The sequence below is a fragment of the Glycomyces tritici genome (assembly GCF_030403505.1).
In genome coordinates this window covers 875,573-900,610 of record NZ_JAUEMJ010000001.1, presented here as the reverse complement: position 1 = coordinate 900,610, position 25,038 = coordinate 875,573, and the positions used below count along the sequence as shown (strand labels likewise).

Below are 25,038 nucleotides of genomic sequence, written 5' to 3'. Positions count from 1 at the left end.
TTCGGCATCGGAAAGCCGCCCGGAACACCCCCTTCGCGTCCCGGGCGGCGGAAGGCACCGGAGGCCTAGTGGGGCCCCCGGTGCCGGTCTAGGTGACGGTGACCGAGTCGAACACCGCCGTTCCTGGATCAGATCCGTCGTGGGAGGTCACGAAGAGCCCCACCGTGGCGTCTCCGGCAATCGGGGCGGTTCCCAGCAAGGTCCAAGCCTCGCCGTCGGCCGAGTACTCGGCCGTGACCGTGTCACCGGTTCTGGTGAGCCGCAGCCACATCGGTGCGCCTGTGTCCGGGCCGTCGACATCCGTGTCGAAGGCCGATTGCAGGTGCACCCCGTTCTGCGGCGTCACCATCAGCGCGGCGTAGTCGGACCCGGCCGTAGTGCTGGACTTGATCATCACCCCGGCCTTGGCCCAGTCGTTCGTGTCCTCCTGCGAGACCACCCGGGCCGTGATCTGACCATCGCCCGCGAGCGGCTGGTGGCAGTAGTGGAACTGGTCCGCATCGCCCCAGATGTCGTCGCCGGCGCCCACCACGGTCCAGGTCCCGCCGTCGTACACGGCGTCGCCGGGCATCCTCGGGTTCCCGACGTCGGCGCACGACCACGGCTCGGGGACCGCCGGCGCGTCGTCCCGGAAGGCGATCGAGTCGAACACGGCCGTGGCCGCCTCGCTCCCGTCATGGGAGGTCACGAACAGGCCTACCGTCGCTGGGCCCTCCAGCGCGGCGCTGGCGAACGGCTCCCAGGCCAGGCCGTCCGCGGAGTGGTAGGCCGTGACGGTCGTTCCCTCCCGTACGAGTCGGACCCACACCGGTGCGTCGGTGACCGGGCCGTTCACATCGCGATCGAAACCGGTCTGGAAATGGACCCCTTCCGCGGCGGTCGCCATGGCCGCCGCGTAGTCCGCGCCCTCCTCAGGCGCGGTCTTGATCATCACGCCGGCCTTGGCCCAGTCGTTCGTGTCCTCCAGCGACGCCACGCGGGCAATGATCTCGCCGTCGCCCGCGAGCTCCTTGTGGCAGTAGTGGAACTGGTCCGCGTCGCCCCAGATGTCGTCGCCCGCGCCGGTCATCGTCAGCGTGCCTTCGGGGTCGAACGACGCGGAGCCCGCGATGGCCGGGTCGCCCACGTCCTCACACGTCAACTCCGGGTCCGCCGCCGCGACCGCGACCGAGTCGAAGACCGCCGTGGAGAACTGCGTGTTGTCGTGCGCGGTCGCGAACAGGCCGACCTGCGCGCTCGCGGACATGGGCACCGCGGCCGAGCCGATCACCGTCCACGCCACGCCGTCGGGTGAAAGCTCCGCGGTGAACTCGTCCCCGGCCCGCGTCAGCCGCAGCCAGGCGCTGCCTTCGGTGTACGCGAAGCCGCCGCCGTCGGTCCCGAAGTCCGCCTGGAAGTGCGCGCCGTGCTCAGGGGTCACCGCGATCGACGCGTACGTGGCGCCCTCATCGGTGGACTCCTTGATCATGACTCCGGCCTTCGCCCACGGGTTCGTGTTCCCCTGCGACGTCAGCCTGGCCGTGATCGACCCGTCCCCGGTGAGCGGCCGGTGCGCGAAGTGGAACTCGTCGGTCGCGCCCCAGATGTCCCAGCCCGCGCCGGTCACCGTGAATTCGCCGTCGTCGAAGCTGCTGAGCCCCAATTGGGTCCGCTCCCCGACATCGGTGGACTCCCACGGTTCCGGCGGGTACGGCAGCTCCTCGAACTGGGCCGTCACCGCCGTGTCCTCGCCCGGCACGGTGAACACGTGCTGCTGCTCGGCCCCCGTCGACCAGCCGGAGAAGCGGAACCTGGAGCCGTCCGCGTACTGCGGCGACTCCGCGCCCAGCACGTACTCGGTGCCCACGACCATCCGCTTCGTCGCCGATGCGAGCGGGCGCCCGTCGAGCGTGAACTCCAGCCCCGCAGGGTCGGTGGCGATCGCGACTTCGACGGTGTTCGGGTGCACGTCGACGTACGCGGTGTCGGTGAGGCCCCCGGCATCCGTGGCGGTCAACGCGATCCGGTAGAACGTGTTGTCCCCGCCGTGCGGCGCGGTCGGGATCTCGATCTGCCCCGAGGCGCCTTCGGCCGGTCCGTAGAACGGGTGCACGTGGTCGGCATGGTGGAACTGCACCGTCCACGACAGCGAGGCCGCGTCGAGCGCCCCGTCCTCGGGGTCCTGGGCCGAGCCCGAGAATGACACGACGTCGCCCCCGTCGTACGTCAGGCCCGCTTCGGGCGTGAGCACCACCGCCTCGGGCCGGGTGTTCCCCACCTGTATCTCCACGGTGGACTGCGCCGACTTCTCGCCGTCCGAGACCGTGAGCACCGCCTGGTAGACCCCGTCCTCGGTGTAGGTGTGCACGGGGTCCGCCTCAGCTGAGGCCGCCCCGTCGCCGAAGTCCCACGCGTAGGTCAGCGCATCCCCGTCCGCGTCCGCGGAGCCCGCCGAGGAGAACTCGACCTCCAAGGGCGCGTAGCCGTTGTCCGGGGTCGCCGCCGCCTGCGCCACCGGCGTCCGGTTCCCGCCCGAGGGCGCGATCCGGTACAGCTCTCCGGGGTAGATGTTCAACTGGTACAGCGCCCCGTCCGGCCCGGTCTGCAACTCCACGGGCGTCCCCGCCTCGGTGTCGAAGTCGTGCACCGACACCACGGACTCGAAGGCCTCGTCCATCACCAGGTACTTCACGAACCCGAGCGTGTAGTCCGCGAAGAACACCGCCTGCTCGTACTCCTCGCCGAGCAGCCCGCCCTCGTACACCTCCACCGCCGAGATCGAGCCCGCGCTCGCGGGCGGCGCCGTGTGCGGGTAGGCGTACACCGGCTGCGCGTACGGGCAGTCCGCGCACACCCCCTCCACGTGCGGCCAGCCGTAGTTCGCGCCGCGCTCGATGAGGTTGAGCTCCTCCCACTCCGAGCCGCCCACGTCGCCGGCCAGCATGCTCCCCGCGTTCGGTCCACTGGGGACGAAGTCCCATCGGAACGAGTTCCGCAGCCCGTACGCCCACACCGAAGGCTCCGCCCCCGGCGTGTCCGCGAACGGGTTGTCCGGCGGGATCGAGCCGTCGGCGTTGATCCGGTGCATCTTGCCGTGCACGTTGCCCAGGTTCGGCGGGTTCTGGTTGTTCGTGTTCATCCCGAGGGTCCAGTACAGCTTCCCGTCCGGACCGAACTTGACGCTCCCGGAGTGATGGAACACGTTCGCGTCCTGCTGCGACTGCAGCAGCACCAGCTCCGAGCCCGGGTCGATCGCGTGCCCGGTCATCGTGAAGCGGCTCAACCGGTCCAGGTTGTCCGCCGCCGTGTACCCCACGTACACGTACCCGTTGACCGCGAAGTCCGGGTCCAGCTCCATCCCCAGCAGCCCCCGCTCGTCAGAGCCGGCCGTGGCCAGCTCGATCAGCGGGTGCTCGTGCAGCACGCCGTCGTGCAGGAGCTGGATCGCCCCGTTCTTCTCCGCGATCAGCACGTCCCCGTCCGGCGTGAACCGGAACGCGGTCGGCTCCTCCAGCCCGCCGACGACGAGCAGCTTCTCGAACTCCACCGGGGGCGCGGCCTGCGCTCCCCCCGGCACCACCAGCAGCGCGGCTCCCACCAGCGCTCCGACCGTCAAGCGGCCCAAGCGTTCACCGAGCACGTACGACCTCCGCATCCACCTCGTCCGATGTGTCCAACCCGTGTTCGGTCAGCTCCCAGAAATGGCGCTTGCTGGGCTGCAGCAGCTGCCCGAGCGCCTTGTACGCCGCCACGCTCATCAACCCCCAGTACAGGGGCACCGTGAGCATCGCCCGCACCGCCGCGTACAGCCCCCGCTTGAGGCAGCCCAGCATCAGCGCGTAGCACATGAGGGCGTTGCCCGCGATCATCGCGAACATCCCTCCATAAAGGACTACCGGCGGGAACAGCGGCTCCATCCACTGCGGCCCGAAGACGAAGTACGACAGCGTCAATGCCCACATCAGCGGGTTCACCAGCGTCGTCACCGTCGAGAACCCCAGCGTCAGATGGATCGCAAGGGTCTTGCGGGTCCCCAGCTCCCGCCACAGCTTCACCGGCTCCCTCGAGTGCACCAGCCACGTCTGCATGTACCCCTTGATCCAGCGGCTGCGCTGGCGGATCCAGTTGCCCAGGCGGGAGTTCGCCTCCTCCTCGGTGACCGAGACGAACATGCGCACGTCCCAGCCGCGGCGGGCGATGCGGATGCCGAGGTCGGCGTCCTCGGTGACGTTGAACGGGTCCCAGCCGCCGAGGTCGCGCAGCGCGTCGATCCGGAAGTGGTTCGACGTGCCGCCCAACGGGATCGCCAGCCGGTGCCGGTCCATGCCGTGCAGGGTCAGGCTGAAGTTCGTGGCGTACTCGGCCGAGAAGCACCGCGTCAGCCAGTTCGTCCACGGGTTCCAGTACTGGAGTTCGGCCTGCACGCACACCACCCGGTCGGGCAGCACCCGGAACGCCAGCGCCGCCTTGCGCAGCTGATCGGGATCGGGCCGGTCCTCGGCGTCGAAGATGACGCAGAGCTCGCCGGTGGCCTGGGCCAGGCCCACGTTGCACGCCTTGGGCTTCGTCTTCGGCAGCGTGTCGGGCACGACCACCGTCCTGAAGGCCGGGCCGAGGCCCTGCGCGGCGAGGGCGGTCCGGGTCTCGCCGTCGTCGGCTTCGACCAGGAGCAGGATCTCGAGCTTGTCGGCCGGGTAGTCCAGGGCCGAGAGGCGCCGGACGAGCCCGGGGACGACGGCCGCTTCGCGGTACAGCGGCACGAGGACGGTGTACCGGGGCAGTTCGGAGTCGGGGAACGTCTGCAGCGCACCGGGTTCGAACCGCATCGCGGTGGACCGGCCGGAGCCGAGGACCATCGCGAGCTTGAACCCGATCACGGCGAGGTAGAGCAGGATGAGGGCGAACATGCCGCCCTGGGCCCACTGGAGCGGGCCGGGACCGAAGCCGGTGAGCAGGTCGAGCGCGATCGCGGCGGCGATGAAGCCGACGACGCCGATCGCGAGGCCGGCCTGGCCGGGGGAGAGGAGCCGCTGGGCGCTGAGGCCGGAGGGCGGGGCGTCGGGGTTCACGCGGCGCCTCCGTCCTCGGCGCGGTACACGAGGCGGTCGCCTTCGTCGTAGACCAGTTCGTAGTGGTCGGCGAGGACCTCGGTGCCCCACAGGGCCTCCCAGACGTCGTCCTCGCTGCCCGGGGTCGCGCGCATGTAGATCCATTCGACGCCCGCCGCGTGCGGGTCGGCGAGCGACGCCTCCCAGATCCGGTAGGAGCCTTCGTAGACGAGGGACCCGGTGGGGACCTGGGACTCGAAGGTCACCGACTCGTTCTCGAAGGACATCATGAGCGTGGTCCCGCCGTCGTGGTGCTCGCGCAGCCACGCGGAGACGGCGGCGTTGTCGACCTCCCAGCCGCTGGCGCGGTACTCGACGGCCTCGTCGAGGGTGACCGCGCCGTCGACGGCCACCGTGGCGCCCGCGACGGCGGCCGCGGCGAGGGTCCCGGCGGCGAGGCGCCGCCCGGGGAGGCGCTTGGCGAGCGTCCCGATGAGGAACCCGGCGAAGACGGCGGCGGGGATGAGCATGATGAGCCCGAAGCGCACGTTGTAGAGCGCGCCCATGACCTCCTTGACGTGGAGGGGCCGCTCGCCGCTGTAGAGCGCCCACACGAAGAACGGCGCGAACACGAGCATGGCGTAGGGCACGAGCGCCCGCGACCGCAGCCGCTTCTGGACCGCGTAGAGGATGAGCCCGGCGACGCCCAAGGCGACCGTCGCGATCCCGAGGTTGTGCAGGGACGCGAGGCCGTACGTCTCGGCGGCGGTCGGCAGCGAGCCGACGTTGGCCTCGCCTTCGGAGACCCACAGCGAGGAGTCGCCGTACTCGCCGGACTTCCAGTTCAGCGGGTCGCCGAAGATCGCGAGGTTCCAGGCCAGCCAGCCGATGATCCCGGCGCCGGCGATGAACCCGAACACGACGACCGAGCCTTCGGTGTGCGAGTAGCGGCGGTGGCGGCGCAGCGAGGCGTAGGCGACGATCGCGCCGGCGACGGCGCAGAGGATCCAGCCCTCGTAGCGGGTGAGGGTCGCGGCGAAGACCGCGCCGGAGGCCAGGGAGAGGTCCCGCAGGCGGCCTTCGGTGCACCACTCGTGCAGGTAGTGCAGTGCGACGATCGCGCATGCGAACAGCAGCAGCTCGGTCATGGCCGTGGCCTGGAGGTACAGGACGTTCGGGTTGAGCGCGAAGAGCCCTGCGGCGGTGAGGCCGCCGGCCCAGTGGCCCGAGAGCGACCGGGCGTGGGCGAACAGGAACCGCACGGCGACCACGTAGGAGGCCATGGAGACGAACGCCCCGGCGAACCCGTTGAGGTACAGGGCCTCCCAGGTCGCGAGTGGGGCGGAGAGCAGGTGCGGGAGCGGCAGCCAGACGCCGCCGAGCTGGGCGAGCCCGGCCGTGGGGCTGTCGACGACGCGCCGGGCGATGAGCAGGTGCGAGTTGGCGTCCTTGTACGCCAGGAGGTACCCGTGGTCGGCGAAGTAGAGGTACGCGGCGACCGCGGCGACGCAGGCGGCGAGGGCGATGAGGGCCGCGCCGGGGTCTTTGGGCGAGGCGAGGCGGCGGACCCAGCCGAGGCGGCGGGCGTCGCGGACCATGTGGCCGTAGACGACCGCGAGGCTGATGAGGGATTTGGCGACGACGGAGAGGCGCGCGCCGGTCTGCTCGCCGTGCTCGCGCGGGTAGTGCTCGACGGGGTGCTCGACGATGCGGGCGCCGTCGCCGCTGATGCGGCACAGGAGTTCGGGGGAGATCGCGGCGGCTTCGCCGCTGAGCCGCAGGTCCTGGAGGAGCGAGCGGTCGATGAGCTTGTAGGCGCAGTCGACGTCGCGGCCGGGGACCTGCAGCAGCGTCTTGCACAGCAGGGTCCACACCTTGGCGTTGAGGCGGCGGCGCCACGGGTCGGCGCGCTGGCGGCGGTAGCCGATGACCGCGTCGGCGCGCTCCTCCCTCTTGAACTCGCGCAGGCGGACCAGGTCCTCGGCGTGGAACTGGCGGTCGGCGTCGGTCAGCAGGATCTCGCGGAACCCGGTGCGGCGCAGGGCGGTCTCGAGTCCGGTGCGCACGGCGGCGCCGTAGCCCTGGTTGTGCTCGTGGTGGACGGCGATGACGCGGGCGGGGTGGGCCGCGGCGAGCCGGTCGATGATCGCTCCGGTGCGGTCGTCGCTGCCGTCGTCGACGACGATGACGGCGTGCGGGATGCCTTCGCGGACAAGAGTGGACAGGAAGTCCTGCACTGTGCCGGCGACGTTCGCCTCCTCGCGGAAGGCGGGCATGACGACGGCGATGCCGTCAGTCGGCGGTGGTGCGGCCGTTCGGACCGGGGAGTGCTGCGGCTGGTCGGCGATGATCGTCAAGGGAGTCTCCAATGTGGTCGGTCGGAGCCGCCTTGCGGCGGCGGAAGACGAGGTGGTCGCTGGCGAGGTAGGTGAGGAGGGCCCCGGCGCACACGGCCACGGCCGCGGCCGCCACCGAGGGCGCGAAGCGCGAGACGAGCGCGAACACGCCGGTGTTGCAGGCCAGGCTGATCGCGACGGTGACCTGGAAGGAGGCCCAGCGCGCCGCGACGGGCCGCGCCCCCGGTCCGGGGAGGCGGCGGTCGGCCCAGGTGAAGGCGGAACTCAGCAGGAAGTTGACCTGCGCCGAGGCGAGGAACCCGGCCGCATTGGCGGCCGTGTCCGGGACGCCGGCCTCGCTGAGGGCGAGGAGTATCCCCGCCTGTATTGCGAAACAGGTGGCTCCGACGACTGAGAATCGGGCGAGCCGCTTTATCGGCGGCCGGTGCCGATGCATTTGATAAGCCTCCATTGGGCACGACGGATAGACGCACCGACTCGTCCTCAATAGAGGAGGTCGTGCGTATGGAATTCGGGTCTGGGGATCGCTATGGGAAGGGGCCGCGGGAGCGCCGTCGCCTGCGGATCTTGCTGTGACTGAACGGGTTGCACTCACTACGCTAGCGGAGATTCACCTGGTGATGGGGTCCCGCAGGCTTACGTCTCTGTTACGTTCAGTCATCGCGCGCGGTCAAATGTCCTTTTTGCGCGATAAGGAATTCGCCGCAGGTCGTGCGTTTCCGATTGAATCGGGCAACTCGCGGTGACAATGTGGTGTGCAAGGAGTCGAATTGCCGACAGAAATACCCACTCGTTCGGGGGACGACGGCGGAGTAACTTTATCGAGTTCTCGCGAAACATGAAATTCCTTGTTCTTATGCCGGTTATACAAAGGGTCTTTACAAGGGGGCGAATCTGTGGAAATATCGAAATGATTCGATCGCACCTCCATCCCCGGGGGTGCTCGTGAAGGAGACGACGATGTCAGCAAGCAAGCGGCTGGGCGCCCTCGCCGCCGCGACCGCCCTCGCGACCACGGCCATCGGCCTCGCCGCCCCGGCCCCCGCGGCGGGCGCGCCCGTGGCGTTCGACAACGGCCAGACCATCACCGACACCTCCGGCAACCTCATGCACGCCCACGGCGGCGGCATGCTCAAGGTCGGCAACACCTACTACCTCGTCGGCGAGCAGCGCGACGACTACCTCTTCGACCAGGTCAGCATGTACTCCTCGACCGACCTCGTGAACTGGACGTTCGAGAACGACATCCTCAGCGCCGAGTCCGACCCCGACCTCTCCCCGGCCAACATCGAGCGGCCCAAGGTCATCTACAACGCCGCCACCGACAAGTACGTCCTCTGGGCCCACAAGGAGAACGGCGTCGACTACGGCGATGCCGAAGTGGCCGTGGCCGTCTCGGACACCGTCGACGGCGACTACGACTACCAGGGCTCCTTCCGGCCCGCCGGCTACGACTCCCGCGACATGACCCTCTTCGTCGACACCGACGGCACCGGCTACCTCATCTCCGCCGCCGACGTGAACTACGACCTCAACGTCTACCGGCTCACCCCCGACTACCTCGCCATCGACGAGCTCGTCCACGTCTTCGACGGGTTCCACCGCGAGGCCCCGGCCGTGTTCCAGCGCAACGGGGTCTACTTCCTGGTGACCTCCGGCGCCACCGGCTGGAACGCCAACCAGACCAAGTACGCCACCACCACGAACTTCCCCGAGGGCACGTGGTCGGGCTGGACCAACGCCGGGAACGGCACCACCTACGGCTCCCAGCCGACCTTCGTCACCACCGTGCAGGGCACCAGCGGCACCAGCTACCTCTACATGGGCGACCGCTGGGGACCGCAATGGGGCGGCAAGCCCATGGACAGCGAGTACGTCTGGCTCCCCATCAGCTTCCCCAGCAACACCAGCATGACCCTCACCTGGTACTCGACCCTCAACATCGACGCCGCCGCGGGCACGGTCCAGGGCGTCGTCGGCAGCGAGGACGGCAGCCCTTACGGCACCAAGTTCGTCAACGCCGCCTCCGGCCGCTGCATCGACGTGCCCAGCGGCTCGGGCACCGACGGCACCAGGCTCATCCAGTACGACTGCTGGAACGGCGCGCCCCAGGCCTTCACCTTCGACCCGGTCTACCCCGGCTCCAAGGTCGGCGCCGTCTCCAACACCGCCACCGGCAAGTGCTGGGACGTGCTCGACGAGGCCACCGCCAACGGCGCCCCCGTCGGCCAGTGGGGCTGCTGGGCCGGCGGCAACCAGCGCTTCTCCCTGCGCGCCTCCGCGAACGGCAACTACGCCATCGTCGCCCAGCACTCCGGGCTCTGCCTCCAGGCCGCCTCGACCGCCAACAACGCCGCCATCGTCCAGAGCGCCTGCACCGGTGCCGCCAACCAGCAGTGGGACGTGACCGGGCTCTAGGTTCCGTCCTCACCTCAAGGACCGCCGCCGACGTTCTGCGCAGCGCCGGCGGCGGTCCGGCTGTGTCCCCGGCCTCAGCCCGACCCCGCCGTTCGCCGATGCACCCCTGACCAGGCATAATCGAGAGGTTGCGCCTAGGCGCAGCGTCCCCAGGTCTTGAATCTGGACGCCCAGGGCCGAAGGCCCGCAAAGGGCACAGTATGCGAGTCAGCCCGGTTTCGGGCTGGCGTTGAGCGAACGAAAGGAATCAGTCTCGTGGCTGATCAACAGCAAGCGGCCGGCAGCCGTGACGGCGCCGCCGCCGGCGGCGACCGCCGCGGCGGTGGCGGTCGTGGCGCCGGAGGCGGACGCGGTGGCCGTGACGGCGGTCGCGGTCGCGACCGCGCCGAGAAGTCCCCGCACGTCGAGCGCGTAGTCACCATCAACCGCGTCGCCAAGGTCGTCAAGGGCGGCCGTCGCTTCGCCTTCACCGCCCTCGTGGTGGTCGGCGACGGCAACGGCAACGTCGGTGTCGGCTACGGCAAGGCCAAGGAAGTTCCCGCGGCCATCGCCAAGGGCGTCGAGGAGGCCAAGAAGAACTTCTTCACGGTCCCCCGCATCGGCGGCACCATCCCGCACGAGGTCTTCGGTGAAGACGCGGCCGGCAAGGTGCTCCTGAAGCCCGCCTCCTCGGGTACCGGTGTCATCGCGGGTGGTCCCGTGCGCGCCGTGCTCGAATGCGCCGGCATTCACGACATCCTGTCGAAGTCCCTGGGCTCCTCGAACGCGATCAACATCGTCCACGCGACGGTTGCCGCGCTCAAGGCCCTCGAGTCCCCGGAGGCCGTCGCGGCCCGCCGCGGCATGGCGCTGGAGGACATCGCTCCCCAGGGTCTGCTGCGCGCCCGCGCCGAGGCCGCCGCGGCCGCGAAGGCGTAGGGGTATCGACATGGCACGTTTGAAGATCACCCAGCACAAGTCGGTCATCGGCGAGAAGCCGAAGGCCCGTGCGACCATCCAGACGCTCGGCCTTCGCAAGATCGGCCAGACCGTCTTCAAAGAGGACCTCCCGCAGTACCGCGGCATGGTCCACCGTGTCCGCCACCTGGTCGACGTCGAGGAGGTTGAGTAGTCATGGCTATTCGCATTCATGACCTGCAGCCGGCCCCCGGCGCCAAGAAGGCCAAGACCCGCGTGGGTCGCGGTGAGGGCTCGAAGGGCAAGACCGCCGGCCGCGGCACCAAGGGCACCAAGGCCCGCAAGACCGTGCCGGCCGGATTCGAGGGTGGCCAGCAGCCGCTCCAGATCCGCCTGCCGAAGCTCAAGGGCTTCAAGCCGCACAACAAGCTCGTCTACACCGTGGTCAACCTCGACCGCCTCGCGGAGCTCTTCCCCGAGGGCGGCCAGGTCGGCCCCGAGCAGCTGATCGAGGTGGGCGTCCTCAACAAGAAGGAGCTCATCAAGGTCCTCGGCTCCGGCGAGCTCGAAGGCGTCAAGCTGGACGTGAAGGCCCACGCCTTCTCCTCCTCCGCCTTCACCAAGATCACCGCCGCCGGTGGCACGGCCACCGTGGTGGACAAGAAGACCGGCGAGGCCCTGGGCGAGTAACCGCCAGGTCTTCCCTGTTAGAACAAGAGATCTGCGAAACGGGTCGGAGGAAACTCCGGCCCGTTTCGTCGTGATGAATGCCGAATACTCTGCGTCCGAATGCGCCTGCTAGGCTCCCATGGCGAGGACCACCGTCTGCCTCGGGCGTGTGACGCTCTCGCTACGAACTACACACGCCCACTGGTAACGAAAGGTGTTGCCCCGCAACACCATGGGCCCCGCCAGGGGGTCTTGTTCAGGAGGAACCGCATTGCTCTCCGCCTTCATCAGCGCGTTTCGGACCCCCGATCTGCGCAAGAAGATCCTGTTCACCTTGATGATCATCGGACTGTATCGTCTGGGTGCGCAGGTGCCGAGTCCCGGTGTGGACTACGCGGCAGTGCAGTCCTGCCTCAACATGAGGCCGACCGACGAGGCCGGCGTCTTCGGGCTCCTGAACCTGTTCACCGGTGGAGCGCTCCTCCAGCTCTCGGTCTTCGCGCTCGGCGTCATGCCGTACATCACCGCGTCGATCATCATGCAGCTGCTGACCGTGGTGATCCCCAGGCTTGAGCAGCTCCGCAAGGAGGGCCAGCCCGGCCAGGTCAAGATCACCCAGTACACCCGGTACCTGACGCTGGGCCTCGCCCTGCTCCAGGCCGCCAGCTACATCGCGCTGGCCCGCTCGGGCGTGCTGTTCCAGACCCAGTGCCCGGACGACATCCTGCCGGACCTGTCCGCCACGGACGCGAACATCCCGTACTGGATGACGATCGTGGCCGTCGTGGCCGTCATGGTCGCGGGCACCGCGATCATCATGTGGTTCGGCGAGCAGATCACCGAGCGTGGCATCGGCAACGGCATGAGCCTCCTGATCTTCGCCTCCATCGCGGCGCAGATGCCGGGCCAGTTCTGGTCCCTGCAGAAGTCCGAGGGCTGGTTCATGTTCAGCGTGATCATCGGTCTGTGCATCGTGATCATGGTGGCGGTCATCTTCATCGAGCAGTCGCAGCGCCGCATCCCGGTGCAGTACGCCAAGAAGATGGTCGGCCGCCGGATGTACGGCGGCACCTCGACCTACATCCCGCTCAAGGTCAACCAGGCCGGCGTCGTGCCCGTCATCTTCGGCTCCTCGCTGCTGTACATCCCGACGCTGTTCCGCCAGCTCAACCAGAACAGCGACTCGTCGTGGGTGCAGTTCATCGACCGGTACCTGCTCAACCAGGGCTCGTGGGTCTACATCTCGCTGTACGCGCTCCTGATCATCTTCTTCACCTACTTCTACGTCTCGATCACCTTCAAGGTCGACGACGTCGCTGAGAACATGAAGAAGGCCGGCGGGTTCATCCCCGGCGTGCGCCCGGGCAAGCCCACCGCGACCTACTTGCAGCGAGTCCTGTCACGCCTGACCTTCCCGGGCTCGCTGTACCTGGCCATCATCGCTATCCTTCCCAATCTGGCCATCATCGCTTTCGGTAACGAGCAGCTGTTCGCGACATTCGCGTTCGGCGGTACCTCGGTGCTGATCATGGTGGGCGTCGGCCTGGAGTCGGTCAAGCAGATCGAGTCCCAGCTGATGCAGCGCCACTACGAAGGCTTCCTCCGCTGACGCAGGAACATCTTCATAGGCACCACACGGGAGGAACAACTGTGCGACTGGTACTCGTAGGCCCGCCCGGGGCCGGCAAGGGCACCCAGGCGGAGATCATCGCCGAGCGGCTCGGCGTCCCCAAGATCTCGACCGGCGACATCTTCCGCGCCAACGTCTCCGGCGGCACGCCGCTGGGGCTGAAGGCCAAGGAGTACATGGACGCGGGGAACCTCGTGCCCGACGAGGTCACCAACGAGATGGTGGCCGACCGGCTGGCCGAGGACGACGCCAAGGGCGGTTTCCTGCTCGACGGCTACCCCCGCAACACCGAGCAGGCCAAGGTCCTCGACCGGGTCCTCGAAGCGGCGGGCGCGACCCTCGACCTGGCCCTGGAGCTGGTCGCCAGTGACGACGAGGTCGTGCGCCGCCTGTCCGGGCGCCGCGTCTCGAAGTCGACCGGCAAGGTCTACCACCTGGAGTTCGACCCGCCCGCGGATCCCGACTCCGAGGACTTGTACCAGCGCACGGACGACCAGCCCGAGACGATCAAGAACCGCCTCAAGGTCTACGCGGAGCAGACCGCGCCGCTCGTGGGCTACTACGAGGCCCAGGGCAAGCTCGTGCGGATCGACGCGATCGGCGAGGTCGCCGAGGTCACCGAGCGCGCCCTGAACGCCATCGGCGCCGCGGAATAGCCACCGTGTTTCGCCGTCGCCAGCAGATCCAGTACAAGACGCCCGAGCAGATCCGCAAGATGCGGACCGCCGGCCTCGTCGTGGCCGAGGTCCACCAGGCCATGCGCGAGTCGGCCGGGCCGGGCGTGACGACGGCGGAACTCGACCGCATCGCCGAGCACGTGATCCGCGACTGCGGGGCCGTGCCGTCCTTCAAGGGCTACGACATCGGCAACGGGCCCTACCCGGGCTCGATCTGCTCGTCGGTGAACGAGCAGGTCGTGCACGCGATCCCCTCCGAGGACGCGGTCCTCAAGGAAGGGGACCTCCTCTCGGTCGACGTCGGCGCGATCGTCGACGGCTGGCACGGGGACGCGGCGATCACCATCGAGATCGGCCAGGTCGCCCCTGAGCTGACGGCCCTGCGGGAGGCCTGCGAGGCCGCCATGTGGGCCGGGATCAAGGCCGCGGCGACCGCGAAGCGCCTCGGCGGGATCTCCGCCGCCATCGAGCACTCGGTCGACCACTCCGGCGAGTACGGCATCGTGACCGGCTTCGGCGGGCACGGCATCGGCACCGAGATGCACCAGGACCCGCACATCCTCAACTACGGCCGCCCCGGTGAGGGCCCGAAGCTGCGCCCGGGCATGGCCCTGGCGATCGAGCCGATGATCACCCTCGGCTCGGAGGAGACCGCTGAACTGGCGGACGGCTGGACCATCGTGACCGACGACGGCTCGATCGCCGCGCACGTCGAGCACACCATCGCGCTCTGCGAGGACGGCGTCTGGGTCCTCACCGCCCCGGACGGCGGCGTCGAACAACTGGGCGACGCGGTCGCGAGCGCGGCTCGCGCCGAATAGGATCCCGGTGCCATAATTGGCAGCGTGACCGAAGACCACGGCAAGCTGCGCATCTCGAACGCCGACCGCGAACTGGCGATCGCGCAGTTGCAGGCCGCTCTCGACGAAGGCCGTATCGACCTCGTCGAGTTCGACGAGCGCGCCAAGACCGCCTACGAGGCCAAGACGAACGCCGAGCTCGACCTCATCTTCGACGACCTCCCCGGCGGCCGCCCGAAGGAGGGCGAGGTCGTCCCCGCCGGGCCCGCCGCCGTGAACGCCAAGGCCGAGCGGGCGCCCCGCGGCCGCAACTGGTTCCACGAAGTCCCCGCCCTCAGGGCGCTGGTCCTCGTCGGCGGCATCTGCACCCTGATCTGGCTGGCCGGCGCGGTCTCCTCCGGGTACTACGGCAGCTTCTGGCCGGTCTGGCCGATCATGGGCCTCTCCATCGCCACGTTCGTGCAACTGGTCAACCGCGGCCGTTGGGGCGATGACGACGAAGACGACGAAGACGACGGGCCCCGGCGCGAGCGCCGCGGCCACGACTGGCACTGAACCGACTCCCCGCCCCCCTAGGAGCCCAACGAATGTCCTCCCTCGAACGCTTCGGCGCCGACCGCGAGCTGCGGGTCGGCAACGCCGAACGCGCTTCCTTGACCGAGATTCTGCGCTCCGCCGTGGACCAGGGCTACATCGACCTCGAGGAGTACGAGAAGCGCGTCGACATCCTCATGGCGGCCAAGACCGTCGGTGAGACCGAGGTCGTCCTGGCGGACCTGCCGGCGTACCAGCGCGTCCTGCAGGCCCAAGAGGACGCGCACGTGTCCGACAAGCTCCCCACTCCCGAATGGATCAAGTGGCTGTGGGCGGGCGTCTCGATCCCGATCGGCATCGTCACCGGCGTCTGGGGGTTCGTCTTCTTCCTGACGGGCAGCCACCAGTACTTCTGGCCGCTCTGGGTCGTGATCCCGCTGGGCGTCGTCGCCTCGGTGCTGACCGTGGCCGAGCGGAACATCATCCGCCCGGCCGAGGAGCGAAAGCGCCGTGAGCGGTTGCGCCGCAAGCGGAACCAGGGCTGAACCGTTGTGCTACGGCCGGTGCTGCGGCACCGGCCGTAGCCGCCGGCTTCAAGGCAAAGGCGAAAGGCCCCGTAAGCGGCTGACGCCTGCTCACGGGGCCTTTCGACTTGGGGTGACCGACGGGGCTTGAACCCGCGACCTCCTGGACCACAACCAGGTGCTCTACCAGCTGAGCTACGACCACCAAGACCGGTACCGCAGGAAAAACCTGGGACCGGCGACAATCATAGCCAAGCTCCCGGTGTTCGTGTCAACGGGGTTCGGTGTCGGCCGTCTCAGTGGCGGCGCGGGCGACGTCCGCGGCTGCGGCCTTGGCCTCGTCGCTGCTCGGTCCGGGCAGGGGTACGAACACCGTGCGCCGGTAGTACTCGAGTTCCTGCACGCTCTCGAGGATGTCGGCGAGCGCGCGGTGGGCGAGGCCCTTGGGCGGCTGGTTGTAGTAGACGCGCGGGTACCAGCGCCGGGCGAGCTCCTTGATGGAGGAGACGTCGATCATCCGGTAGTGGAGGTGGTCGTCCAGTCGCGGCATGTACTTGGTGATGAACGTGCGGTCCGTGGCGATCGAGTTGCCGCACAACGGGGCCGTGCGCGCTTCGGGCACGTGCTGCTTGATGTACTCCAGGACCGTGTCCTCGGCTTCGGCCAGCGAGACCGGCGATGCCCGCACTTCGTCGGTGAGCCCGGACTTGGCGTGCATGTCGGCGACGAACGCGCCCATGTTCGCCAGAGTCGTCTCGTCGCAGGCGATGACGATGTCGAGTCCGGTGTCCAAAGGGGTGAGGTCGGGCTCCGTGACGAGTACGGCGATCTCGATGAGGGCTTCGGTCTCCGGGTCGAGGCCGGTCATTTCGCAGTCGACCCACACTAGGCGTTCTTCAGTCACCGGGCCAACTCTACGCGCAAGGGGCACGGAAGGTGATCTACGAGGCACGCCGCCGGAAGCGCCCCCGTGGGCCGCTGGAGAGCGGAGAATGAGAAGAACGAGAGGTGTTCGGAATCGGACATCAACGCCTGGGAAAGGTGTTGCTTGTCACCGCTACCGTCCGCTATGGTGCGGGTATCAGAGCGTCGCCGCCTTTGCGGCCCGGATCGCAGTGATTAGGGCCGCAAAAAGATGATCTCTCAACTTTTTCAAGGTAGGGCGCGTGTACCCCTAGAGATTGAAGGTTTGCGATGAAGCAGACCGGAGACGATACCGTGACCAGGACTCGGGTCATCATGCCTCTGCCGAGGTGAGGTGATCTCCATCTCAGAGGCATCATGAGCGCGACGCGCCCCCGTCTCAGAGATGGAAGCCGTGAACCGAGCTTAGCCGATGAAAATGGGTACCCGAAACGGTGCGAAGGCCTTAAGGCCACCGATTCGCATCGATTCCGTAACCGTGGCGCATCGAACACCGGGACACGGAATTCCACGCAACGAAGCGGTCGTTGTAACTGGTACACCGTTCACGCGGTGTCGGGGGACGAGGAAGCTGGAGGAGACCTTGAGCGTGGAGCAAACGACAACACCCACCCTCACCACCGAAGAGGTCGCTGAGGAACGAGACCTTGTGGGTGTTTACCTGCATGAGATCTCGAAGACGCCGCTGCTTGACGCCGCCGCCGAGGTCGACTTGGCGAAGGCTGTCGAAGCCGGTCTGTTCGCGAAGCACCTGCTCGGCGAGGGGGAGACCTTCGGCGACGCCACCGAGAAGGACCTGAAGCGCCTGGTCGAGGACGGGGCGAAGGCGAAGGAGCAGTTCATCAAGGCGAACCTGCGGTTGGTCGTCTCGATCGCCCGCCGGTACGTCCGCTCCGGGATGCCGATGCTCGACCTGATCCAGGAGGGCAACACGGGCCTGGTCCGCGCCGTCGAGAAATTCGACTACCAGCGCGGCTTCAAGTTCTCGACCTACGCCACGTGGTGGATCCGCCAGGCCATCAGCCGGGCGATCGCCCAGCAGGAGCGCACGGTGCGCCTGCCGGTGCACCTGGTCGAGGACGTCAACCGGATGCGCAACGTCACCCGCCAGCTCACCCGTGAGCTCGGCGGCGACCCCGAACCCGAGCAGGTGGCCGCCGCACTCGGCGTCACCGTCGAACGGGTCCGGGAGCTCATCCGCTGGAGCCAGGACACCGTCTCGCTGGACACGCCGATCGGCGACGACGGCGACACCAACCTCGGCGACCTGGTCGCCGACTCCGACGAGCCCAGCCCCGAGGACGTCGTCCTCGCCGGCATGGAACGCCAGCGCATCGAGATGATGCTGAATCACCTCGACGAGCGCTCGGCGGGGATCGTCAAGGCCCGCTACGGGCTCGAGGACGGCCGCGAGCACTCGCTCACGGAGGTCGCGCACCGGTTCCACCTGTCGCGCGAGCGCATCCGCCAACTCGAGATCCAGGCGCTGGCCCGTCTCAAGGAACTGGCCAACGACCAGGTCATGGCCGAAGCGGCTTGACTGCGCAAGCGTTAAGACCGCGTAAGCACTAGGACCGATAGCGGGAGGGCCGGGGCGAAAGCCCCGGCCCTCCCGTCGTATCCGGAGTCCGGAGCGGTGCGGAGGCGGGGCCTCACGGGTGGCAGCGTGACTTGGCGAGGCGAGGCGAGGCGAGGCGAGGCGAGGCGAGGCGAGGCGGCGCGGTGCGGCGGTGCGGGGCAGCATCATGCCGACCGACTTCCCGACTGCCCGACCCCGCCCGATCGACTTCCCGCCCGGGCTCACTGCCGTCGGGCCCGGGTGCCCCGGGCGGAGGCGAACGCAAGCGTGGCCCGTCCCCACTGGGGACGGGCCACGCTCGTTCGTGCCGTTCGGTGGTCAGACCCGGCGGTACCCGTCGATGGACATGCCCATGTCGAGGTCCGAGATCTTCACGACGTCGCCCGGCTTGGGCGCGTGGATGACCTGGCCGTCGCCGATGTACATGGCGACGTGGTTCTGGCCGTTGTAGAAGACGAGGTCGCCCGGCTGCAGGTCGCCGCGGTCGATCGCGCTGGTCTCGTCCCACATGGTCCAGGTCGAGTGGGTCAGCGAGATGTCCGAGACGCCGTAGGCGCCCGCGATCAAGCCCGAGCAGTCCCAGGTGTCGGGGCCGGCGGCACCGAACACGTACGACTCGCCGAGCTGGTCCTTGGCGAACTGGACGGCCGCGGTGGCGGCGTCGGCGCTGTAGGACGCGGTCGAGCCGGAGTCCGACCCGGAGTCCGAGCTGGAGGTCGCCTCGCTGGTCGCGGCGGCCTCGGCTTCAGCGGCGGCAGCTGCTTCGGCCTCGGCGGCCTCGGCTTCGTCGCGGGCCTTCTCGGCTTCGTCGATCTGCTTGTCGAGGCCGGCGATCTCCTGCTGCTCGGCCTTGATGTCGGCAGTGAGCGTCTCGGCGTCCTCGGCGGCGTCCTGCGCCTCCTCGTACTTGTCGGACTGTTCCTGCGCGTAGGCCGCCAGGCTGGAGACCTTCGCGTCGAGGTCGTCCTCGGCGGATTCGACCGCGGCGGTGACGACGGTGAGCTGCGCGTTGGAGGTACCGTACTCGGCCGCTGCGGCGTCGATGACGGCTTGGGCCGCGTCGAGCCGGGCCTGGAGGCCCTCGAGGTCGGCGGCGGCGGCGTCCCGCTGGGTCTCGAGATCGGTGAGGTGGTCTTCGATCTCGGCGGCGGACGCGGAGGTGTAGTCGATGTCGGCCGCGTCGGCGTGCGTGCCGGCGAATGCGGTCACGAGCCCGACGGTGGCGAGGGTGACCCCCGTGTAGGCGGCGACGCGGCGAAGGATGGCGCTGGTTCGTGAACGTTGTGCGGTTTCAGAGCAGGCGTGAGCCACAAGGTGGCCTTTCTTCCTCGGCCGCCTACCGGGTTAGCTGTCGGGTTCGGGCAGGGAAGAGCGCCCTACCCGCCGCAGCGGAGCTGCAGCGGGATTCACCCCATGCGCCACGTGACTGGGGGACGCGGCACGGCTGGGTCCCCGGCCCGCGCATCGGTGTTTCGTCCAAGACCGGGAGGAACGGACGTCATGCGAGCGCGGCTCGGCGGTCCGGACGGGTGGGTCTCTGGGGGAGCCCTGAGGACCCGACCGGAACAGGCGCCGACGCTAACGCAAGGTGACCCGAATCGCCAAGCCCTCTGTGAGTCGCTCCACAGTCCAGTAACGGACAGTGAGGACGCGCAGGGAGACAGGGCCACTATCCAGCGGGTTTAATGTCCGAACGGCCGAGTCGCCGGTGGTCCGGGCGGCGGCGGGTGCAAGAGGCGGGGCATTCTCGGGTTTTTGCCCGCCCCCGGCTGCAATGGTGGCCGGCGCGTACGACACCGAAACGCGGTCGGAGCCGGCCTCGAACCGGCGAAGCGAGCGCGGCGGTGTCAGAAGCTTCAGAAGCTGCGGAGCGAGCGCGGGGGCGGCGGGGACTGGATCGCGGTCGCGTCCGTGGCCGGGGGAGCGCCGCCGATGTACTCCTTCAACTCGGTGCCCTCGAGCACCCGGCACGGGAAGGCCGCGCCCGCGCAGCGGCGGCGCAGCGCCGCGATCGGCAGCTCCACGTCGGCCGCCACGGCGACCACGTTGCCGAACCGCCGGCCCCGCAGCACCGCGGGCTCGGCCATGACCGCGACATGCGGCCACACCGCGCCCATCGCGGCGAGCGCCGGCTTGAGGAACTTCATCTGGCCGCCGTCGCACAGGTTCACCGCGTAGTGCCCGCCCGCGCGCAGCACCCGCCGTGCGCCGTGCAGGAACTCGGTGCTCGTGACGTGCGCGGGCACGCGGGCGCCCGCGTACACGTCGGTCACGATGAGCTCGTAGCTCGCGTCGGGTGCGGCCTCGACCGCTTCGCGCGCGTCCGTGTGCCGGATCTTCACCTTCACGCCGCGCGGCAGCGGCGCCTCGGCCCGCACGAGGGCGACCAGCTCCTGGTTCGTCTCGACCGCCTGCTGGTACGAGCCGGGCCGCGTGGCCGCCACGTACCGGGCCATCGCGAGCCCGCCCGCACCCAGGTGCAGGACCCGCAGCGGCTGCTTCGGCTCGGCCATCGCGTCGATGAGGTACGCGATCCGCTGCATGTACTCGGCATCCAGATAGGACGGATCGTCGAGGTCGACCGTGGCCTGGACGACCTCGTCGGCGACGAGATGCAGCAGGTTCGGGCGGTCGGGATCGCGGTCGATGCGCAAGGCGGGCCGCTGGGCCTCGGACGGGTTCACGAACCCATTGTGCCCGAGGGCCGGGTCGAGGAGCCTGGGCGAGGCGGCATCCGGGTGCGTATCGGGGGGACCGGCGACGAAGCGAGCGGGCAAGCGGGGCGGACAGCGCCCTGCCGCGGCTCAGCCAGGCCTCCTAGCGCCCTTGTCCGGCCTCGGTCTTGGTCGGGCGTATGGCCCTTTGTCCGGCCTCGGTCTTGGTCGGGCGTATGGCCCTTGTCCGATCTTGGTCTTGGTCGGGCCGGACGCTAAGGCCCCTGCCCGGCCTGGGTCTTGGCCGACGCCGCCACGTGCGCGATGCGCCGCAGCGCCGCGAACACCGTCTCGCCCAGCACCGTCGCCACCACCGCCTGCTCCACGTTCACGCCGTCGACCCGGGTCGCCTCCGCGATCGCCTCCATGTCAGCCGACGCCAGCGCCGCCGCCGCGTCCGCGTAGTGCCCCAGCACCTCCTGCGGATCGGGGTTCCCCAAGCGGTAGAACGCGCTCAATGCGATGACCAGTGCGTCCCGGTAGTTCGGCGGGGCCACCTCGGCCCAGCCGTACTCGTGCAGCAGCTGGTCCACGGTGCGCTCGGCCGCCTCGGTCGTGCCCTCGCTCGCGAGCGAGAACTTCGGGTCCCGGTGGGTCGCCGCGAGGGTCGCGCCGAGCGCCTGGAACGCCGACTCCGGGTGGCGCCCAAGCACAGTCAGCACTTCTCCGATCTGCGCGACCGACAGCCCGGCCGTCTCCGAGAGGGCGCGGATGAGCGTCAGCCGGTGCACGTGGGCCGGACCGTACTCGACGGTGTTGCCCTCGCCGTGCTCCCCGGCCTGGAGCAGGTGCTCCCGCAGGTAGTACTTGATGGTGGCGGCCGGAACGCCCGTCCGCTCCGACAGCTCCCCGATGCGCATACGAGGGAGTCTATGACGGAAAGCGCGCCCGCGTTACCGTTGAGCCCGGCAGGAACCCCCGCCTTCGATCCACGCCACCTTGGAAAGGCGACGGTCAATGACGGACCCACGCCCGTCGCCCCACCCGACCGCTCGCTACGCTCGCTTCCCCGAACCGGAATGGCCGCGCCATGACTGACCTTCTCCGTTCCGCACTCCTCGAAGAGCTGCGTGAGATCGCCGCGCTTCCCGTGCCCGCCTTCGACCCGGACCTCGCCGCCGACTACGCCGAGTCGGGCCGCCGGCTGCCGTTCGAGAACCAGTACTTCGCCCGCCGCCGCCACCTCGCCGCCCTCGCGCTCGTCGGCGACGGCGCCGCCCTCTCCTCCCTCATCGCCGACATCTGCGACGAGCCCTCCTGGGCCCTCCCCGCGCACTGGGACGAGGGCGACCCGGCCGTCTGCGTCGACCTCTTCGCCTGCGAGACCGCCGGGGCCCTCGCCGAGATCCTGCGGCTGCGCGACGACGTGAAGGACCCCGAGCGCGTCGAAGCCGAGATCCGCCGCCGCGTCCTCGACCCGTTCTTCGACTCCGAGGACGCGTTCTGGTGGGAGGAGCGCTTCTCCAACTGGACCGCCGTGTGCGCCGGCGCCGCCGGGATGGCCGCCCTCGCCCTCGGCTACGACACCGACGTCGTCCGCGGCCGCGTCCTGCCCGCCCTCCAGGCCTATCTGTTCTCCTTCGGGCCGGACGGCGGCTGCGTCGAAGGCATCGACTACTGGGTCTACGGCTTCGGCTACTTCACCTACTTCGCCGAGGCCTGGCTCGAGGCCACCGGCGAGGACCTCCTCGCCGGGACCGAGGCCATCGCCTCCTTCCCCGCGAACGTCCAGCTCTACCCGCGGTCCTTCGCGACGTTCGGCGACGCCCAGGACAACCCGTCGCTCCCGCCCGGGCTCCTCTCCCGGCTCGCCGACCGGCTCGGCGTCCCGCTCCCCGCGATCGAGCACGCGCCCACCTTCGCCGACGACTACTGCGCCCGCTGGGCCCACCTCACCCGCACCCTCGAATGGGGGCGCGAACTCGGCGGCGAGATCGCGCCCGGACGCACCCTCCTCGCGGACGTCGGCTGGTACGTCGAACGCCGCCGGCTCGGCCGCCGGATGTGGTCGCTCGCGGTCAAGGGCGGCTACAACATGGAGCCCCACAACCACCTCGACCTCGGGTCGTTCATCATCGCCGCCGACGGCGAGCAGCTCCTGTGCGACCCCGGCGCCGGCGAATACACCGCCGCGTACTTCGGCGACGAGCGCTACGAGCAGGTCCACCCCTCCGCCGCCTGGCACTCCGTCCCCACCGTCGAAGGCGCCGAGCAGCAGGTCGGCGAGGACTCCCGCGCTGAGCTCGTCTACACCGACGACGGCGTCGACGCCTACATCGACGCCTACGGCGACGGCGCGCTCCTGCGCAAGTTCACCTGGACCGAGAACGGCATCGAGCTCTTCGACGCCGGGCCCGAGCTCGTCGAGTCCTTCATCAGCCGCATCAAGCCCGAGACCGAGGGCGACCGCGCCACCTGGATCGGCGAGCGCGGCACCCTCGTCCTCCACGGCGTCGACCCGGCCACGGTGCGCATCGAGGACGTCGAGACCAGCACGCACCTCGGGCAGCCCGACCGCCTATGGGCGCTCCGCTTCGACTTCAGCGGCAGCCTCCGCTTCGAGCTGCTCTAGGAGCCCGTCGGCCTTGAGGCGCTGGCGGGCGGCGGCGATGGCCTCGCTGGTGTGCTCGAACAGCCGGCCCTGCTGCCAGATCGGTTCCAGGATGCCCAGGGCCGCAAGCGGTTTGGCGTGCACCGGTTCGAGGCCCGAGAGGTAGACCGCTATGCCGCGGTGCTCCAGGCGCTTGATCGCGTCCGCGAGCACCCTCGCCCCTGAGGCATCCATCGTGGACACACGGCTCATCCGCAGCACCACCACCCGCACGTCGGCGACGTCCAGGAGCTGCAGCAGGAACCGGTGCGCCGCCGCGAAGAACAGCGGGCCCTCGAGCCGGTACGCCACGATGTGCTCGTGGAGCAGCGCCGCCTCCTCGTCGTGGTGGTCGGCGGGCTCGATCGGCTCCTCCTCGACCGAGACCGACCGCGAGATCCGCCCCAGCGCCAGCAGCCCGGCGAGCGCGATGCCCACGGCCACGGCCCACACCAGGTTGAACAGCACCGTCGCCGCGAGCGTCAGCCACATGACGGCCGCGTCCGCGCGCGTCGACCGCGCCAGCGCCAGCATCGAGCCGACCTCGATCATCCGGATCGAGGTCGCGATGAGCACGCCCGCGAGCGCCGCCAGGGGGACGTGCGCCACCAGCGGCGCGAGCGCGAGCATCATGAGCGCCAGCACGATCGCGTGCGTCAGCGACGCGAGCCGCCCCGCGGCCCCCGACCGCACGTTCACCGCCGTGCGCGCCAGCGCGCCCGAAGACGGCATCCCGCCGAAGAACGGCGTCACCAGGTTCGCGACCCCTTGGCCGAACAGCTCCCGGTCCGGGTTGTGGTGCTGGTCCACGGTCATGTTGTCCGCCACCGTGGCCGACAAGAGCGATTCGAGCGCGCAGAGGGCGCAGATCGCGACGGCCGCCGCCACGAGCTCGGGCATCTCCGCGAACTCCAGGAAGCCCGCCTCCGGGGCCGGGATCGTGCGCGGCAGCGCCCCGATGACCGAGACGTCGGCCGCGGCCCACCAGGTGGCGACCGTGGCGACGACGACCGCGAGCAGCGGTGTCGGGATCTGCGAGTGCAGGCGCGAGCCGAGCAGGATCGCGGCGGCCACGCCGAACGCGACCGCGGGCGGGGCCCAGTTTGGGTCGGCCGCGAAGAGCCGCACCGATTCCCAAGCGCCGCTGAGGATGTGGGCGTTCTGCGCGGGCAGCCCGAGCGCGGGCGGCAGCTGCTGCACCGCGATCACGATCGCGACCCCGGCGGTGAACCCCTCGACCACGGGCACCGGCACGTAGCGTGCGTAGCGGCCCGCACCGGTGAGCGCGAGGGCCACCAGCATGAGCCCGGCCATGATGCCCACGAGCATCACTCCCGCGTGGCTGTGCGTGGCCGCGAGCGGCACCAGGACCACGGCCATGGTGCCCGTGGGCCCGGTGACCTGCAGGTTCGAGCCGCCCAGGAGTGCGGCGATCATCCCGGCGAGGATCGAGGTGATGAGCCCGGCGAACGCGCCGAGGCCCGAGGCGATCCCGAAGCCGAGCGCCAGCGGCAGGGCGACGACCGCGACGGTGAGGCCCGCGAGGAGGTCGGTGTGCCAGTGGCGGCCGAGGTGCAGGTAGTCGGACCGTTCGGGAAACAGCTGTCGGAAGCGTCGGCGTTTCGTGGCAGTTGTCTCTCGTATCGTGGTCATGGGCTGATTGTCCCGGATCGGTTGATCTGCAACGTCTTCCGAAAG

The 25,038-nt window shown here is 69.5% G+C and carries 20 protein-coding genes, 1 tRNA gene and 1 riboswitch; of the genes, 11 read left to right on the top strand and 10 right to left on the bottom strand.

Features of this window, described 5'->3' with window-relative positions; genetic code table 11:
* Nucleotides 1-88: 88 nt before the first annotated feature.
* The 4 genes from QWI33_RS04115 to QWI33_RS04100 are packed head-to-tail and all read right to left on the bottom strand — an operon-like array spanning nt 89 to nt 7,820.
* A complete protein-coding gene (locus QWI33_RS04115) occupies nt 89-3,595 on the bottom strand; it encodes a PQQ-dependent sugar dehydrogenase (protein ID WP_289955159.1) in 3,507 nt (1,168 codons plus the stop codon).
* 13 nt (nt 3,596-3,608) lie between these two features.
* Nucleotides 3,609-5,048 (bottom strand): glycosyltransferase family 2 protein, encoded by a 1,440-nt coding sequence (locus QWI33_RS04110; RefSeq protein WP_289955157.1) that lies wholly within the window; start codon nt 5,046-5,048, stop codon nt 3,609-3,611.
* Nucleotides 5,045-7,384 carry a glycosyltransferase gene (locus QWI33_RS04105; RefSeq protein WP_289955155.1) on the bottom strand — a complete coding sequence of 780 codons (2,340 nt, stop codon included), beginning with the start codon at nt 7,382-7,384 and terminating at the stop codon, nt 5,045-5,047. Before QWI33_RS04105 ends, QWI33_RS04110 begins: the two co-directional genes overlap by 4 nt.
* Nucleotides 7,320-7,820: a GtrA family protein gene (locus tag QWI33_RS04100; protein WP_289955153.1), complete on the bottom strand. Its 501-nt coding sequence runs from the start codon at nt 7,818-7,820 to the stop codon at nt 7,320-7,322. The genes QWI33_RS04105 and QWI33_RS04100 overlap by 65 nt, the downstream gene beginning before the upstream one ends.
* 524 nt (nt 7,821-8,344) lie before the next feature.
* On the opposite strand from QWI33_RS04100, the gene QWI33_RS04095 reads away from it, so the two are divergent.
* From QWI33_RS04095 to QWI33_RS04055, 9 genes are all read left to right on the top strand, one after another.
* Nucleotides 8,345-9,802 (top strand): RICIN domain-containing protein, encoded by a 1,458-nt coding sequence (locus QWI33_RS04095; protein WP_289955150.1) that lies wholly within the window; start codon nt 8,345-8,347, stop codon nt 9,800-9,802.
* Nucleotides 9,803-10,057: 255 nt separating this feature from the next.
* Complete coding sequence (rpsE, locus tag QWI33_RS04090; protein ID WP_353895352.1) at nt 10,058-10,720, top strand: 30S ribosomal protein S5; 663 nt, start codon at nt 10,058-10,060, stop codon at nt 10,718-10,720.
* A gap of 10 nt (nt 10,721-10,730) precedes the next feature.
* Nucleotides 10,731-10,913, top strand: a complete 183-nt coding sequence (gene rpmD, locus QWI33_RS04085; protein WP_270118543.1) for a 50S ribosomal protein L30 — start codon at nt 10,731-10,733, stop codon at nt 10,911-10,913.
* 2 nt (nt 10,914-10,915) lie between these two features.
* Nucleotides 10,916-11,389, top strand: coding sequence for a 50S ribosomal protein L15 (gene rplO / locus QWI33_RS04080; protein WP_353895351.1), 474 nt, complete (start codon nt 10,916-10,918; stop codon nt 11,387-11,389).
* A gap of 250 nt (nt 11,390-11,639) precedes the next feature.
* Entirely contained in the window at nt 11,640-12,977 is a 1,338-nt protein-coding gene (gene secY, locus QWI33_RS04075; protein ID WP_289955146.1) for a preprotein translocase subunit SecY, read from the top strand.
* A 41-nt stretch (nt 12,978-13,018) separates the two neighbouring features.
* On the top strand, nt 13,019-13,654 hold the full coding sequence (locus QWI33_RS04070; RefSeq protein WP_289955145.1) for an adenylate kinase: 636 nt from the start codon (nt 13,019-13,021) through the stop codon (nt 13,652-13,654).
* A 5-nt stretch (nt 13,655-13,659) separates the two neighbouring features.
* A complete protein-coding gene (gene map / locus QWI33_RS04065; RefSeq protein ID WP_289955144.1) occupies nt 13,660-14,496 on the top strand; it encodes a type I methionyl aminopeptidase in 837 nt (278 codons plus the stop codon).
* A gap of 24 nt (nt 14,497-14,520) precedes the next feature.
* Nucleotides 14,521-15,030 carry a DUF1707 SHOCT-like domain-containing protein gene (locus QWI33_RS04060; RefSeq protein WP_289955142.1) on the top strand — a complete coding sequence of 170 codons (510 nt, stop codon included), beginning with the start codon at nt 14,521-14,523 and terminating at the stop codon, nt 15,028-15,030.
* 32 nt (nt 15,031-15,062) lie between these two features.
* Entirely contained in the window at nt 15,063-15,554 is a 492-nt protein-coding gene (locus tag QWI33_RS04055; protein WP_289955141.1) for a DUF1707 SHOCT-like domain-containing protein, read from the top strand.
* Between the two features lie 108 nt (nt 15,555-15,662).
* On the opposite strand, the gene QWI33_RS04050 is transcribed toward QWI33_RS04055, so the two are convergent.
* Both QWI33_RS04050 and orn read right to left on the bottom strand, forming a co-directional pair.
* A tRNA-His gene (locus QWI33_RS04050) sits at nt 15,663-15,738 on the bottom strand.
* A gap of 66 nt (nt 15,739-15,804) precedes the next feature.
* A complete protein-coding gene (gene orn, locus QWI33_RS04045) occupies nt 15,805-16,437 on the bottom strand; it encodes an oligoribonuclease (protein WP_289955139.1) in 633 nt (210 codons plus the stop codon).
* Between the two features lie 603 nt (nt 16,438-17,040).
* On the opposite strand from orn, the gene QWI33_RS04040 reads away from it, so the two are divergent.
* Entirely contained in the window at nt 17,041-17,997 is a 957-nt protein-coding gene (locus QWI33_RS04040; RefSeq protein ID WP_435367548.1) for a sigma-70 family RNA polymerase sigma factor, read from the top strand.
* A gap of 357 nt (nt 17,998-18,354) precedes the next feature.
* On the opposite strand, the gene QWI33_RS04035 is transcribed toward QWI33_RS04040, so the two are convergent.
* The 3 genes from QWI33_RS04035 to QWI33_RS04025 form a co-directional block, all read right to left on the bottom strand.
* Nucleotides 18,355-19,245: a C40 family peptidase gene (locus QWI33_RS04035; protein ID WP_289955136.1), complete on the bottom strand. Its 891-nt coding sequence runs from the start codon at nt 19,243-19,245 to the stop codon at nt 18,355-18,357.
* Nucleotides 19,246-19,354: 109 nt separating this feature from the next.
* Nucleotides 19,355-19,516, bottom strand: a riboswitch (cyclic di-AMP (ydaO/yuaA leader).
* A gap of 376 nt (nt 19,517-19,892) precedes the next feature.
* The gene (locus QWI33_RS04030; RefSeq protein WP_289955133.1) at nt 19,893-20,720 is read right to left on the bottom strand and encodes a spermidine synthase; all 828 of its coding nucleotides are present in this window, start codon (nt 20,718-20,720) and stop codon (nt 19,893-19,895) included.
* Nucleotides 20,721-20,965: 245 nt separating this feature from the next.
* Nucleotides 20,966-21,610, bottom strand: coding sequence for a MerR family transcriptional regulator (locus QWI33_RS04025; protein WP_289955131.1), 645 nt, complete (start codon nt 21,608-21,610; stop codon nt 20,966-20,968).
* Nucleotides 21,611-21,780: 170 nt separating this feature from the next.
* Here QWI33_RS04025 and QWI33_RS04020 point away from each other — a divergent pair, with 170 nt between their 5' ends.
* On the top strand, nt 21,781-23,322 hold the full coding sequence (locus QWI33_RS04020; RefSeq protein WP_289955129.1) for a heparinase II/III domain-containing protein: 1,542 nt from the start codon (nt 21,781-21,783) through the stop codon (nt 23,320-23,322).
* Here the strand turns inward: QWI33_RS04020 and QWI33_RS04015 are convergent.
* Nucleotides 23,269-24,993: a SulP family inorganic anion transporter gene (locus QWI33_RS04015; protein WP_289955127.1), complete on the bottom strand. Its 1,725-nt coding sequence runs from the start codon at nt 24,991-24,993 to the stop codon at nt 23,269-23,271. The genes QWI33_RS04020 and QWI33_RS04015 overlap by 54 nt on opposite strands.
* Between the last annotated feature and the right edge of the window lie 45 nt (nt 24,994-25,038).